Raw genomic sequence first — 13,736 nt, 5'->3', positions numbered from 1 at the left:
AATTACCACTGTTCAAAAAGGTGTCGATTCATGTAAAATATACCAATATTGGTGTTCGTTTCTGTGGTAAGAATATCTATTATTTGTTTCTACTAAATGAGGAGGGTAACTACAAATGTTTCGTAACAGTCGGTCCATTAGCATTAAATTCATGTCTACTTTTGTTATTTTCATCGTTCTATCCTCAGCACTTTTCAGCGTGTACAACTATGTCACATCTACGAACATTATTAGCGAATATGTTCTTCCGCAGATGGACATGACACTGCAAAATAGTGTAAAAGACATTCATGACACTCTGAACACATCAGACACGGTCCAAGCTCAGAAGGGAAATGATGGATCTACTTCAAAAGTAGAGTACTTTCTGTCAGATAAACTAAAGCAACATAATTTATCTAATATCTATATCGCCGATTTACAACAAGACAAAGCTGTCGTTGTCGTTACAAATACCGGTTCTTCACTGAAGGTAAAAGATGAAGTCAAAGACCCGGAAGCTTTAAATGCGATGAAAGAAGCAGCTAAAGGAGAAATACATATTACGGATGTTTATTCAGATGACTTTGGAGTGCATAAGACAGCATTTTTTGGTGTTTCGGGCACTTCACTTGTTATAGCTGCTGATCTAGATGCCGGCTTTATCGCTGATCAGAAAAGTCAAATGCTGATCATCAGCATTGCTATTACATTAGCAGTTATCATCCTTGGTCTCGTAGTCGCTTATTTAAACAGCAGACGCATTATACGCCCAATCATCTCTCTAGCTCAACATACGAAGAAAATGGCGCATGGCGATTTAACGGAAAATATAAAAATTAAAGGCAGAGATGAAGTCGCTCAGCTAGCTACCAGCTTCCAGACAATGACGGATAATCTCAAACAAATGATTGCTCAAGTTCTTTCGACATCAAATGAAGTTGTTCAAGGCTCTGATGACTTAATGAGCCGTGTGAATACAATGGGTCAAATCATCGAAGGATCAACGGCTGCTACATTAGAAATTGAAAAAGGAAGTGCATCCATCGCATCCTCCTCAACCGAAAATGCTCGGGCGATGGAAGAAATTACTCAAGGTATCCAACATATTGCTTCCGCTTCAACAGATGTATCCTCACAAATCAGTAAAGCTTCTGAAGAGGCAACTACCGGTAATAAGCTTGCTCAAAATGCAGTAGATCAAATGCTCCTTGTTGAGAATGCAGCTAAACAATCGATGCAATATGTTGAAGCGATGAATGAACGTGCTCAATCGATTGGTGAAGTTGTGAAAATAATTGCCGAGATTACGAAACAAATCCAAATGCTTGCCCTGAACGCTTCTATCGAAGCAACACGAGCTGGTGAACACGGTAAAGGATTTGCTGTAGTCGCCGCCGAAGTTAGAAAACTGTCCGATCAATCCAGAACAGCAACTCAACAAATCGCTGAATACCTGCAACTCATCCAAGAAGAAGCGATCGCGAACGTAAATAGTATGAATCAAGTAAATACTGAGGTGCATGCTGGTGCGAACATCGTTCAAGAAGCAGGTCAAGCCTTCAATGAGCTTGTACAGCTGATCCAAGATGTAAATCAAAAAATTATGTCCGTATCTTCTGCAACTCAGCAAGTATCTGCTGGCGCACAGGAAGTCAGTGCCTCTGTAGAAGAAACGGCTCAAATTACGGCTAAGTCTCTAGAGAGCATTCAAGAGATCGCGTCCACTTCCGAAGCTCAGCTTCAAGAAATGGAAGGACATAAAGCAACTGTAGAGCATCTCCATAAACAAGCGATCTCCTTGCAAGAAGCCGTAGGCAAATTTAAAATTTAATTGATTAAAAAGATTTAAGTTTCAATTAACGAATAAAAATCCCTATGAACCAGAGCTAATATATCATCTCTGGTTCATAGGGATTTATTTATTTCTATCACATTATCTAATACATCACTCATATTCGCGTATGGCTTTCCGTGAACATAACCCCACTATCCATAAATTTGAATGATGTGCATAGTAATAACACAAAACAGCAGCAGCACAGCTTCTAACAGTTCATTAAGCGCTCCATATGTATCGCCTGTCAGACCGCCCAGTCTAGCACTCATCCGACTTGCAAATAGCGTTCCAACACCCAAGCATATAACAGGCATAATACATAAAATTGCAATCTCTGCGCTCCATTTCTCGCTTCCAAACCCTAACCTAATCCCAATCCAAATAAATAGGACGGAAAGAAAAACGGCGATGCCTATCGATAGCAGCACCTGCTTCGTTCCTAAATTACGAAATTGACCCGCAAGTCCCTCTCCCTGTCTTGCCATCGGCCAGCGATTCATTGCATATCCCATAAACGAGCGGCTCCAAATCATCGGCAGCAAGAACGCACCTGATCCCCATTTCTGTTCTATAATGCTGTCTAGAAGTGACACTTTCATGAGCAGAAGCAACACACACGCAATAACACCCATAGCGCCGACACGGCTGTCCTTCATAATTTCCAGCATTTTGTCACGGGAACGATAGCTAAGCAGCGCATCCGCCGTGTCCATCAAGCCGTCTAAATGAAGTCCGCCTGTGAGCCACACCCACAAGATGAGTGTCAACACCGCAGCGGAAAGAGACGGCATAATTAATGAAAAACCGAATCCTACGAGCCATACGACAAGTCCGATCGATGCTCCGACAAGCGGATAGAACTTCACACTTCTCTTTAACAACTCTGGTGTAAATTCGAGTTCAGCCTTGACTGGGAACCGAGAAAGAAATTGAAAAGCGGCCGTGGCCGCCTGTATCCACTTCGTCATAGCTTGTACTCCCTGCTCTTTAATTCAATCGGTATACCTGCAGTCACGAGATACACCTCAGATGACACCCTTGCCGCTTCTTGGTTCATCCATCCTGCAAAGTCCCGATATATGCGCCCAAGCGGATATTCAGGCACAATTCCGTCACCGACTTCGTTCGTCACAAGGATTAGCTGACCAGGATATGAAGCAATGCTGCAAGTTAACTGCTCTATTCTTGTCTTCACCTTGCTATCTAAATTTGGCAATTGCTCATAGAGAAGAATAACATTCGACAACCAAAGAGTAAGACAATCCACCAATACGGCAGGAGCCTCATCTTCATTCTCACCAAGTCGATTTAATTGTGACGCAATCTCTAATGGCTCCTCTATCGTCTGCCAGTTGTACTGCGCTTGTTCACGCTGAAGACGATGCTGCGCTATCCGCTCACCCATCTCATCATCAAAGGCTTGAGCAGTGGCAATGTACACAGCAGAAGATGCCCTAGACATACATAACTTCTCTGCGAAACTGCTTTTACCGCTGCGAGCTCCTCCCGTCACTAATATGCTCATCGTTCTACTCCCGATCCGATACGCCCGCACTCTCGAACGTGGCCATCTCTGACATGATGCGGCAAATTGCATCGACTAAATGCAAACTTAGGACGCCGCCTGTTCCTTCCCCAACTCGCATATCCATATGCAGCATCGGTGATATACCGAGTTCTCCAATGACCAGCTTATGTCCTTGCTCCTGAGAGAAGTGCGAACCAATCATATAATGAACGGCTTCTTTGCTCATATGCTTTGCAACCAGCGCTGCAGCACTCGATATAAAACCGTCAATGACCACTGGGCAGCGCCGTGAAGCCGCTCCAAGGATGACACCAACGAGACCGGCAATTTCTAATCCGCCTACCTTCGCAAGAACATCGATCGGATCATTGAAGTCGGGCTTATTCACATCTAATGCTTGCTGAACCACTTCCACTTTGTGCTTCAGTATCGCATCATCTATTCCTGTACCGCGTCCAACCGTCTCGATAGGCGAAAGTCCTGTAAATGCACTCACGATTGCTGCGCTTGGCGTTGTATTCCCAATACCCATTTCGCCTGTTACGAATAACGTATAGCCCTTAGAGGCACAATCTTTAACCGTCTCGATTCCAACGAGAATCGCTTGCTCCACTTCCGTACGAGTCATCGCAGGTCCTTTCGCCATATTCGCAGTACCTTTACGCACTTTACGAGAGATCAGCTGCGGATGGGACAAATCTGCATTAACTCCGATATCAACACACAATACGTCCGCTCCTGCTTGACGTGACAGCACGTTTACGGTTGCACCGCCTGCCAAGAAGTTAAGCACCATTTGCGGAGTCACTTCCGGTGGGTATGCGGTAACCCCCTCCTCCACAACACCATGATCACCGGCCATAACAATAACGGCTCTCTTCGGAAAGGAAGGCTTCACTTTGCCCGTTATTCCTGCCAGCTGCACCGCCAAATTCTCAAGCTTGCCAAGGCTGCCTTTAGGCTTCGTCAGTCGATCTAAATGATTTGCTGCTTCTTGCATAGCCTTCTCATCAAGTGGTTTTATTCGTTCGATCGTTTCATTTAATAGATTCCCATTCATTTTGAAAAATCTCCTTCTTTCTCTTTAAAGCTACAATTTTCTCTTTAACAATAACTGGGGTACGCCGCTGTCCGGATGAGCAACAATCGCTGGATTTACCTTAAATACCGAGTGAATGTTGTCACGAGTCAATATCTCAGCGGGCGTTCCTGAGCTAACAGCCTTGCCGTCTTTCAAGACAAGCAGTTTGTCACAAAACTGAGCCGCCAAATTGAGATCGTGAAGCACGGCAATTATCGTGAGTCCGTTGTCCATTCTCCACTTCTGAACGAGTTCCATAAATTGCAGTTGATACCGAATATCCAAATACGTCGTCGGTTCATCGAGCAGCAAAACCTGCGGTTCTTGCGCCATTACTTTGCCTAGAGCCACCCTTTGTCTCTGACCTCCGCTTAGCTCATCGACAGATCGATCCGCAATAGAATCCAGCTCAAGCTTGCTCATAATTTCGTTCAGCAGTTGATCCTTCTCTTCATAGCCTTGCTGTTCGCGTCCTAACCAATCCTGATAAGGAAACCGGCCCATCTCAATAACATCCCGAACTGGAAAATGAATCTGCGGCACACCATCCTGCTGCAGTACAGCAACGATACGCGACAACTCTTTACGTGAATAATTTGAAATAGGCTTACCCTGAATCGAAATGTCACCGTTGGTCAGCTTCTCAGTTCCAGAAATAAGATGCAGCAAAGTCGATTTGCCGCTGCCGTTTGGCCCGATAATCCCCCACCATTCACCTTGATTGATATGCCAGTTCACACCTTCAAGAACAAACTGACCATCATATGCTTTAGCGGCGTTTTTTACCGTAATCATGCGCCCCTCCCTCTCTGCTGTTGTTTATGACGAACGAGCAAATAAGCAAAGAACGGTGCACCTACAAATGCAGTAACAATACCTAACGGAATATCCGTTGGAGCAAGAACAAATCTAGCAGCAGTATCTGCCCAGATCATAAAAATGCCCCCGCCTAGCGCGGAAAGTGGAACGATAAGCCGATAATCAGGTCCTGCAATTAACCGTATCATATGCGGCACGACTAACCCCACGAACCCGATCACACCTGAAACAGATACCGCTCCAGCCGTTAATACCGTTGCAACAATAAGTACAGACAGCTTCGTCCGCTCTACGTTCAGTCCTAAATGGGCCGCTTGCCGCTCCCCAAGTGCGAGAATATTGAGTGTTCGTGCACGGCTCCATAAGAATAAGAAACCTGCAATAAAATACGGGAAAAGGATGGCCGTATACGACCACCCGCGCATGCTCAGACTTCCCATTGTCCAAAATAATATTTCATTAATTGTCTGTTTGGACATCGCTGCTAGAAAAGACACAACAGCGCCGAAAAAAGACTGCATCACAATTCCCGCTAAAATCAAACTATGCGTTGGAATTTTACCGCCTTGCCTAGCAAGCCGAAGGACACCGAGCAATGTCAGTATTCCCGTAACAAAGGCTACAGCTGGCAACGTCCATGAACCGAAGACAGAATATTGAAGTCCGAAAAATATGAGCAATGCCGCACCGACAGACGCCCCTGAGGACACACCTAATGTAAACGGATCTGCTAACGGATTACGAAGTACTCCTTGGAAGGCTGCACCAGACGCAGCCAGTGATGCACCAACGAGCATACCTAGTACAACCCGAGGCAAACGGACCTTCATGATGATCTGCTCTGCAGATGCACTCCATGACGGTGATATCGCATCTCCGATGAATGGAACATGGTGAAGAAGAATACTCGCAATATCCCCGATAGGCAAATCAACGGATCCAATACCGACACATATTGTTAATGTTAAGATGAGCAGTATGATTCCGGCCCCGCCATACACGGCAAGTTTTCTGCTCATTTATTCATCAAATCCGGATAGATCGCTTTTGCCACTTCAATCAACCCTTCCGTAACGCGGGGACCTGGACGACTCAGTAAATTTTGGTCAAGGCCAATCACTTGATTATTTTGAATCGCGTTAATTTGATCCCAGCCGCTTCTGCCTTTAATAATTTGATCGAGCGCTTTTTTACTTTCAGTGTCTATAACACCATTTGCATAGAGGATAACATCAGGATTTGCTTTAATAATATTTTCCTCGTTTATTTCACTCCAGCCTTGAAGATCAGAGGCTATATTCACACCGCCGGCTAATTTAATAATTTCATCCATAAATTCGCCTTTACCAACGGTCCATCCTGGAGCAAATTCGATATATACTTTTTTCTTCTCATCGTTAGGCACAGACTTCACAGCTTCAGTGACTTGTGTTAGCTGCTGTTTCATTTTGTCTACTACAGCCTTTGCCTCCTGCTGATGATCTGTAATTTGGCCGAACAGCTGAATATTGTTCATGACGTCTTCGATCGTTTTCGGATTGGTTTTGAAAATAACGATACCTAGATCGCGAAGCTTCTTAACAGATTCCTCAGACATTGAAATCCCTGTAAATACGATATCCGGCTCCGCAGCAATAATGGCTTCTACGTTCGGTTTCTCAATACCGCCCATTTTAGGTTTTTCTTTCACCGCTTCAGGATAATCATCGTAATCAGACACCCCGACGATTTCATCCTTCAGCCCAATGGCAAATAACGCTTCTGTCTCAGCCGGAGATACGGATACAATCCGTTTTGGCGCTTTGTCGAACGTAAATGTCTCGCCCGTAGCATCCGTTACTTTTAATGGATATACCGTTTTTAATAAGCTGATGTCCTCTTTCTGGGAACTCGATTGACCCGTACTTTGCTGACTGCTTGGAGCTTGCTTCTCTTCTGCTGAACTCCCGCACGCTGCAATAACCAAAGACATAACGAGTGTGAGGCACAGTAGCGCCCATAACTTACTTACTTTATGCATGTTTCTCTCTCCTCTTCGTTCATGATCTGAGCGCCTTGAAGATGACAAACATTTCAATTGCTGACTTTTGCAAAAAAACAAGAAAACCCCTTATCCTTGAATCGATAAGGGATCACGTCTACTTAGATATCAGTTGCTGCAAATACCTTGAAGCATCTCAAATTTGAGCGCCAATCGTGGTATTGCCGCATTATCTTCCGCGCAGAACGTTATCCTCTCCTCGAAGGACCGTCAGTCTCATCCATGGGCAGGTCTCCTGACTTACAGGTTGTATAATAAGCTCGCCTTCCCATCAACATGACAGTGGCACGATGAGCTTATCCCTGTTTTACAGTGGCGGGACCGTGCCGGATTTGCACCGGCTTCCCTATTAACCCTAAGTATACATCGATACGTTGGGACCTCATGGACATTGAAATATTCGTTTGTTCAAGCCTTTCTCAAGGATAGATTATAGGTGAAAAGTGGAAATCTGACAATAAGAAGTATAATTAGTGGAAAAATTTCGATAAGATGGATATAAAATAGAATACAAAAAGGAGGGCTTTTTATGTCTAAACCTAAACACCGTCTCAATCTTAAAGTGAAAATTTCACTCATCATCTTCTTTGTTATCATTTACCCTGGTATTTTGTATTTTGTAAATCGAATAGTTGACCTGCCTTTTTATACTTTACTGCCAGTGTTTATTGGGATCTTCTTTCTGTCTTCTTTGGCAACTGCCATTCGTGTCGATGCCGCTTCTCACAAACTCGAATCACTAGATGAGATGGATCATGGACACAAGGCTATAACTGGAATTGGAATGAAGTATAAAGAGTAACATCAATCGTCACTGCACTTCCTGGTTCAAGCTGGAGATCCCAGAAATCTGCATCTTCTCTTAGCAATGTGTATAGCATTCGGATGACACCGCCATGCGTGATGATCAGAATGTTGGGGGCATCTGCTCTAGACACGTGATTGCTCTGTTCCTCTTGATAAATCGCTTTATCTCCCCGTATTCGCACTGTTTCTAGCAGCTCGTTCATGAAATCAGACACCCGATTTTCAAACACCTGCCACGATTCCCCGCCGGGCGGTGTTACATCTTTAGGATGGTCCAGCCACTCGCGGTATAGTGGATTATTCTTCAGCATCTCATAGGTCTGACCCTCCCATTGTCCGAAATTCATCTCACGTAAACGTGCGTCATAGTTCGCCACTAACTTTAAATCTGGGCGAATATACGCTAGTGTCTCCCGGCACCGTGTCAAATCACTGCAATATACAGTTTGAAAATCGACCTTTTCGAGCCGCTGCCTCAGTACAGAAAGCTCATTATATGCACCTGGTATGAGAGCCAGATCGGTATACCCCAGATAACGCCGCTCCGCGTTCCACTGTGTCTTCCCATGCCGAATAAGTACAAGCCGCACCTTCCCGTTCATCGTTCGAGCTCTCCTTCTATGATTCCGACGATCTTCTTATGTTCCAAAAATATAATGTCTCATTATGTACGCACATTTCATCGTCCGTCAATGTTCTTTTCCTTTGTCACTGCCAAATAATTGGTTTACAATAAAAATGGAACTTTGGATCAATCCTAGGCCAATTTATATAAAAATGGAGGATAACCGCATGTTGTTCATTGATAATCAAGGGATCACAGATCCAGCTATCAATTTGGCGATTGAAGAATTCGCACTTAAGCATCTGCCGATGGATGACAGCTATTTGCTCTTCTACATCAACGGGCCTTCAATCATAATCGGCAAGCACCAAAATACGATTGAAGAAATCAATCACGAGTATGTAAAAGAACATAATGTAAAAGTAGTTCGCCGCTTGTCAGGCGGGGGGGCTGTATATCACGATTTAGGCAACCTCAATTTCAGCTTTTTAACCAAAGATGATGGACAATCTTTTAACAACTTTCTTAAATTCACCCAGCCTGTCATTGAAGCTCTGAAACAAATGGGTGTAAATGCAGAGCTGACAGGACGAAATGATATTCAAGTCGGCGAGCGCAAAATATCCGGTAACGCCCAGTTTGCGACTCGCGGCCGGATGTTCAGCCACGGGACACTCATGCTGGATTCACAGCTGGAGAACGTTCAATCCGCACTGCATGTTAGACCTGAGAAGTTTGAATCTAAGAGCACCAAATCGGTACGCAGTCGTGTTGCTAACATTTCAGAATTTTTGGATCACAAAATTACAATCGAAGAGTTTCGGGCGAATCTTCTTCGCCACATTTTCGGGTTGGAACCTGATCAGGTTCCGCAGTATGTACTTACGGAAGAGGACTGGGCTAGAATCCATGAAATCTCTAAAGAACGCTATCAGAATTGGGAATGGAATTACGGAGAATCGCCAGAGAGCAATGTAAAACATGCGAAAAAATTCTCTACTGGCTTTGTTGATCTTCGGATGAATATTAAAGACGGCCGTATTCAAAATATGAAAATTTACGGCGATTTCTTCGGCGTTGGCGACGTTTCGGATATTGAAAATGCACTTCGGAATAAACGTTATGATGAATCGGAAGTACGCGCGGCTCTAAAAGGCTTTGATCTGAATCATTACTTTGGCAATATCGAATTCGATGACTTTATCGGTTTGATTTTCCTAGAAGGATAACGGATATGAAATCATCCCGCCTCGCAGATCTCAGCCTGCTGTTTGTCGCCATGATGTGGGGCTGTACATTTCTGATCGTGCAAAATGCGGTGAAAGTATTGCCGCCGCTCGCGTTTAACGGATTCCGATTTATTGGAGCATCGCTTCTGCTAGCACTTATTATCAGTATATTTTATAGAGATCAGTGGAGACAAATGTCGCGTAAAATGTGGCTTCATGGCGCATTGCTTGGCATATTTTTATTTCTAGGCTACGGGCTGCAAACGATGGGTTTATTGTACACGACAACATCGAATGCTGGGTTTATTACAGGCTTATCTGTCGTCCTTGTGCCGATGATTGCCGCAACATTACTGAGACATAAATTATCCCGATATACTTGGTTCAGTGTTCTTCTTGCAGCCGCTGGACTGTATATGCTAACCTTCTCAGGTGGAATAATGAAATGGAACTATGGGGATATGCTCATTCTTCTATGTGCTGTCGCCTTTGCGCTGCAAATTGCATTCACGGGTATTTATGCGCCGCACTATCCTGCGCTTGCGCTATCCGTCATCCAATTAGCCGTAGTCGGCGTGCTCAGTACAATATTTTCTTTTTTCATAGAAGATGTTGGCCCGCTTTCACAAACGCTCGATTTGCTCGTTCAACCTGACGTTTTGATCGCACTTCTAATCTCGATTGGACCGACGAGCGCTTTTGCATTTTGGATTCAAACGGCCTGTCAACAGTACACCACACCATCCCGCGTTGCCGTTATTTTCACGATGGAGCCTGTCTTCGCTGCATTTACCGGCGTATTCTTCGCGGGTGAGAAGATTGGAACTTTAGCCTTGTTCGGATGTCTGCTTATTCTGATCGGAATGATCACTGCCGAATTGAAATCTGCGAACAATACCGCTGTACAAGAGAACAAAATAGAGATAAATTCGAGGAGAGAGCCTAATGTATAAACTCATTGCGATAGACATTGATGATACGCTCATCAACGATCATATGGAAGTGACCGAAGCTACTTCACGTGCTTTACAGGAAGCAACGGACAAAGGAGTCGTAGTCACGCTCGCTACTGGACGTATGTACGCTTCAGCTCAAGCGATAGCTCGTCAGACTGGACTTAATGTTCCTATTATTACGTACCAAGGAGCGCTCATTAAAAATCTGCTTGACGAGAAAGTGCTGTATGAACGCTTCGTGCCGATTAATGCAGCTCGTAAGCTGCTTGAATACTGTAAAGAACATAACCTCCATGTACAACTCTATGTCAATGATCGTCTGCATGCTCTTGAAGAGAATGAGAAGCTTATCGCTTACGCTAATGCTTCAAAAATTCCATACATTATAGATCAGGACTTCGATGCATTAATTGAAGAGCCGACTTACAAAATGCTCATTATTGACGAGCCTGAACGTCTAGATGAGATCGCTCCGATTCTGCGTGATTTGCTCGGCAGCGAAGTTCATATTACCAAATCGAAGCCTCAATATTTAGAAATCATGCACCGCGAAGGAACGAAGGGCGATGCGCTCACCTTCTTGGCCAAACATTACAATTGCCATTTGTCTGAGGTCATTGCAATCGGCGATTCTTGGAACGATCACGAAATGATTGAAGCCGCCGGACTCGGCGTAGCGATGGGCAACGCAGTCGATTCATTGAAGGAAATTGCGGATTACGTTACACTTACCAACAACGAGGAAGGTGTAAAGCACGTTATTGATAAGTTTATTTTGCAAAAGGCTGAATAAAGGTAACCGTAAAAGTCATATGGAGCACATAGGTGAAGTGCGTATTCAATAACAAAAAGCATGCCGTATGATCAACATACAGCATGCTTTAGTTTTTATAAAGAAATCTTCATGCCCGTCTTCGCGAGCTGAACATGCGCAGGTAAAGGATATGTACGATTCAAATCAACATCGTGTGACATATGCGTAAATATTGCTTGCGTTGGCTTCACTTCTCCAAGCAGTTCAAACGCCTCGATCATATCATATACAGATCTTGTGCTGAATTCTGCTTCCTCATGATAAAAGCTTGTGCCAAGTACAAGCAGATCTAAGCCATGCAGCGGATTCTTCTGCTCCTCTGTGAGTGCAATAGAATCTGAGCAGTACGCCCAAGTATAACCTTCCTTTGCAAACCGGTAAGCATAAGCGTAACCATTTTTCCCGTGGTTCACTTTCCAAGCGGAAATGTTCCAGCCTGCAAGCTGAACACCACTGTCAATCGGATGCATATCGATATTTCTCGGGAGCCAAGGAAATTGATCACTGATCGTCTGAATGACTTCCTGGGGTGCATAGAGTTGCCCTTTCTTTCCTAGCCAGCGGCATGCGTCTGCCCATTCAGGCAAACCGCCGATATGATCGAAATGGGCATGCGTGATCAGCAAATGTTCAATCGTGCGAAGCCCTATCATCTCCATCTGGCTTCGCCAATCTGGCCCACAGTCCACAATAAAAGACTGCCCTTCTCCTTCTACCCAAACGGATGATCGAAGGCGTCTGTTCAGTCCAGATCCTCTGGACTCTTTACAGACAGAGCAGTCACAATAAACACGGGGAACACCCATGGCGTCCCCTGTTCCAAGAAACGTTATTCTATGCATGGTCTTGTCTCCTAAATAATAATCGGCATTGGGTCGGTCTTCAGCCCATTTTCAATCATCCAGCTATTATCTTCATTAAATAAATACGCACGATGTATAAGTACACGCACGTGCTGTCCGACTCGGAGTGTCTCCTTCTCCAGCGAGCGGTACGTTTTAAGCGTATATGGACCTACTTCCACCTCAACAAGCCATTCGCTGCCGCGGAAATGCAATTGCTTGACAATCCCCTGTTCTGTAGCGGAAATGACATTAAATTCATGTTCATCCCCAATTTCAATATATTCTGGGCGAATGAGCGCTTGTATGTTCGGCGAGCGTCGTGCTTCCTCGAACCCTCGGAGGTCAGCAATCTGATGAATTAAAGTGGACTCACCGATAAACGTCGCAACGAATGGTGTCTGCGGATGTTTGTAAATATCCCAAGGCGTCCCTTTCTGCTCCAATTGTCCCTGATTCATAATCATAATTTCATCTGCTACCTCAATCGCTTCATCCTGATCATGTGTTACAAAAATGGACGTGACGCCTACATTCTCAATCAGTTCCTTGAGCCACGAACGAAGTTCCTGACGAATCTTCGCATCAATCGCAGCAAAAGGCTCATCAAGCAGCAACAGCTGCGGTTCAGGGGCTAAGGCGCGAGCAAAAGCGACCCGTTGGCGTTGTCCTCCGGAGAGCTGGTGAGGATAGCGGTTCTCAAAGCCACTGAGTCCAGTCAATTCAATTAAATCCATAACACGTTTTCTAATGTGAGCTTTGGATGATTTCTTAACCTTGAGTCCAAAAGCAATGTTATCATATACAGTCATATGTTTAAATAACGCATAATTTTGAAATACAAAACCGATTCCTCGTTCCTGAGGAGGGAGCTGATTGACCAATTGCCCGTGAAAGCGAATTTCACCTGAGTCCGGCGCTTCAAGACCTGCCAACATCCGCAGAACAGAAGTCTTGCCTCCACCGCTTGGCCCAAGCAGACCAATAAGGTGTCCCTTTGCAATATTAAAACTAACGTCTTTCACCGCATGAAATGGACCAAAATGCTTATTTAGATTACGTACCTCCACATGCATTAATGAGCACACTCCTCTCTCCGATATCCCCTCAGCGCGCTTAGCCATATAGGCTTCAACTATTAATCCTACGGTAATACTTGGAATTTAACGCTTATCAATACTTTACCAAAAGTTGACTATAATCGTCAATTAGACATTCACTATAACGATGTGAAG

14 protein-coding genes and 1 riboswitch are annotated in these 13,736 nt (G+C 44.4%); of the genes, 5 read left to right on the top strand and 9 right to left on the bottom strand.

All coding sequences use genetic code 11. The features are described from left to right. The first annotated feature begins 115 nt into the window (after positions 1-115). Complete coding sequence (locus J2Z20_RS11670) at positions 116-1,813, top strand: methyl-accepting chemotaxis protein (protein WP_209850017.1); 1,698 nt, start codon at positions 116-118, stop codon at positions 1,811-1,813. A 155-nt stretch (positions 1,814-1,968) separates the two neighbouring features. Here the strand turns inward: J2Z20_RS11670 and cobS are convergent, their stop codons facing one another. Genes cobS through J2Z20_RS11640 form a run of 6 tightly spaced genes read right to left on the bottom strand, consistent with a single transcriptional unit; the run spans position 1,969 to position 7,267 of the window. After that, entirely contained in the window at positions 1,969-2,787 is an 819-nt protein-coding gene (cobS, locus tag J2Z20_RS11665; RefSeq protein WP_209850014.1) for an adenosylcobinamide-GDP ribazoletransferase, read from the bottom strand. Further along, complete coding sequence (gene cobU / locus J2Z20_RS11660; RefSeq protein WP_209850011.1) at positions 2,784-3,344, bottom strand: bifunctional adenosylcobinamide kinase/adenosylcobinamide-phosphate guanylyltransferase; 561 nt, start codon at positions 3,342-3,344, stop codon at positions 2,784-2,786. Before cobU ends, cobS begins: the two co-directional genes overlap by 4 nt. A 4-nt stretch (positions 3,345-3,348) precedes the next feature. Beyond that, entirely contained in the window at positions 3,349-4,407 is a 1,059-nt protein-coding gene (cobT, locus tag J2Z20_RS11655; RefSeq protein WP_209850008.1) for a nicotinate-nucleotide--dimethylbenzimidazole phosphoribosyltransferase, read from the bottom strand. 30 nt (positions 4,408-4,437) lie between these two features. After that, complete coding sequence (locus J2Z20_RS11650) at positions 4,438-5,223, bottom strand: ABC transporter ATP-binding protein (RefSeq protein WP_209850004.1); 786 nt, start codon at positions 5,221-5,223, stop codon at positions 4,438-4,440. Further along, positions 5,220-6,266: a FecCD family ABC transporter permease gene (locus J2Z20_RS11645; protein ID WP_209850001.1), complete on the bottom strand. Its 1,047-nt coding sequence runs from the start codon at positions 6,264-6,266 to the stop codon at positions 5,220-5,222. The genes J2Z20_RS11650 and J2Z20_RS11645 overlap by 4 nt, the downstream gene beginning before the upstream one ends. Next, on the bottom strand, positions 6,263-7,267 hold the full coding sequence (locus J2Z20_RS11640; RefSeq protein ID WP_209849999.1) for an ABC transporter substrate-binding protein: 1,005 nt from the start codon (positions 7,265-7,267) through the stop codon (positions 6,263-6,265). Before J2Z20_RS11640 ends, J2Z20_RS11645 begins: the two co-directional genes overlap by 4 nt. A gap of 230 nt (positions 7,268-7,497) precedes the next feature. Continuing rightward, positions 7,498-7,688, bottom strand: a riboswitch (cobalamin riboswitch). Positions 7,689-7,817: 129 nt separating this feature from the next. On the opposite strand from J2Z20_RS11640, the gene J2Z20_RS11635 reads away from it, so the two are divergent. Further along, positions 7,818-8,090 (top strand): hypothetical protein, encoded by a 273-nt coding sequence (locus J2Z20_RS11635; protein ID WP_209849997.1) that lies wholly within the window; start codon positions 7,818-7,820, stop codon positions 8,088-8,090. Here J2Z20_RS11635 and cobC read toward each other — a convergent pair. Then, positions 8,056-8,697, bottom strand: a complete 642-nt coding sequence (gene cobC, locus J2Z20_RS11630) for an alpha-ribazole phosphatase family protein (RefSeq protein ID WP_209849993.1) — start codon at positions 8,695-8,697, stop codon at positions 8,056-8,058. The genes J2Z20_RS11635 and cobC overlap by 35 nt on opposite strands. 190 nt (positions 8,698-8,887) lie before the next feature. Between cobC and lplA the strand changes: the two genes are divergently transcribed. From lplA to J2Z20_RS11615, 3 genes are read left to right on the top strand one after another with little or no spacing between them, the layout of a single operon-like run. After that, positions 8,888-9,889, top strand: coding sequence for a lipoate--protein ligase (gene lplA, locus J2Z20_RS11625; RefSeq protein ID WP_209849990.1), 1,002 nt, complete (start codon positions 8,888-8,890; stop codon positions 9,887-9,889). Between the two features lie 5 nt (positions 9,890-9,894). Next, a complete protein-coding gene (locus tag J2Z20_RS11620; protein WP_209849988.1) occupies positions 9,895-10,842 on the top strand; it encodes a DMT family transporter in 948 nt (315 codons plus the stop codon). After that, positions 10,835-11,638, top strand: coding sequence for a Cof-type HAD-IIB family hydrolase (locus J2Z20_RS11615; protein WP_209849985.1), 804 nt, complete (start codon positions 10,835-10,837; stop codon positions 11,636-11,638). The genes J2Z20_RS11620 and J2Z20_RS11615 overlap by 8 nt, the downstream gene beginning before the upstream one ends. Before the next feature lie 95 nt (positions 11,639-11,733). Here J2Z20_RS11615 and J2Z20_RS11610 read toward each other — a convergent pair whose 3' ends face one another. After that, entirely contained in the window at positions 11,734-12,501 is a 768-nt protein-coding gene (locus J2Z20_RS11610; RefSeq protein ID WP_209849982.1) for an MBL fold metallo-hydrolase, read from the bottom strand. Positions 12,502-12,512: 11 nt separating this feature from the next. Then, positions 12,513-13,577, bottom strand: coding sequence for a sulfate/molybdate ABC transporter ATP-binding protein (locus J2Z20_RS11605; RefSeq protein WP_209849979.1), 1,065 nt, complete (start codon positions 13,575-13,577; stop codon positions 12,513-12,515). Positions 13,578-13,736: the final 159 nt, after the last annotated feature.

Source organism: Paenibacillus sediminis (assembly GCF_017873765.1).
In the GTDB taxonomy this organism is placed as follows: domain Bacteria; phylum Bacillota; class Bacilli; order Paenibacillales; family Paenibacillaceae; genus Paenibacillus_AG; species Paenibacillus_AG sediminis.
Note: the sequence above shows the minus strand (reverse complement) of the source record. Positions and strands in the feature narration are given on the sequence as shown.

Bases quoted from the DNA above. Each gene is read 5' to 3' on its own strand.
- J2Z20_RS11650 (WP_209850004.1), bottom strand. From the start codon at position 5,223: ATGATTACGGTAAAAAACGCCGCTAAAGCATATGATGGTCAGTTTGTT.
- cobS (WP_209850014.1), bottom strand. From the start codon at position 2,787: ATGACGAAGTGGATACAGGCGGCCACGGCCGCTTTTCAATTTCTTTCT.
- J2Z20_RS11635 (WP_209849997.1), top strand. From the start codon at position 7,818: ATGTCTAAACCTAAACACCGTCTCAATCTTAAAGTGAAAATTTCACTC.
- cobC (WP_209849993.1), bottom strand. From the start codon at position 8,697: ATGAACGGGAAGGTGCGGCTTGTACTTATTCGGCATGGGAAGACACAG.
- cobU (WP_209850011.1), bottom strand. From the start codon at position 3,344: ATGAGCATATTAGTGACGGGAGGAGCTCGCAGCGGTAAAAGCAGTTTC.
- cobT (WP_209850008.1), bottom strand. From the start codon at position 4,407: ATGAATGGGAATCTATTAAATGAAACGATCGAACGAATAAAACCACTT.
- J2Z20_RS11670 (WP_209850017.1), top strand. From the start codon at position 116: ATGTTTCGTAACAGTCGGTCCATTAGCATTAAATTCATGTCTACTTTT.
- J2Z20_RS11610 (WP_209849982.1), bottom strand. From the start codon at position 12,501: ATGCATAGAATAACGTTTCTTGGAACAGGGGACGCCATGGGTGTTCCC.
- J2Z20_RS11620 (WP_209849988.1), top strand. From the start codon at position 9,895: ATGAAATCATCCCGCCTCGCAGATCTCAGCCTGCTGTTTGTCGCCATG.
- lplA (WP_209849990.1), top strand. From the start codon at position 8,888: ATGTTGTTCATTGATAATCAAGGGATCACAGATCCAGCTATCAATTTG.
- J2Z20_RS11615 (WP_209849985.1), top strand. From the start codon at position 10,835: ATGTATAAACTCATTGCGATAGACATTGATGATACGCTCATCAACGAT.
- J2Z20_RS11640 (WP_209849999.1), bottom strand. From the start codon at position 7,267: ATGCATAAAGTAAGTAAGTTATGGGCGCTACTGTGCCTCACACTCGTT.
- J2Z20_RS11645 (WP_209850001.1), bottom strand. From the start codon at position 6,266: ATGAGCAGAAAACTTGCCGTGTATGGCGGGGCCGGAATCATACTGCTC.
- J2Z20_RS11605 (WP_209849979.1), bottom strand. From the start codon at position 13,577: ATGCATGTGGAGGTACGTAATCTAAATAAGCATTTTGGTCCATTTCAT.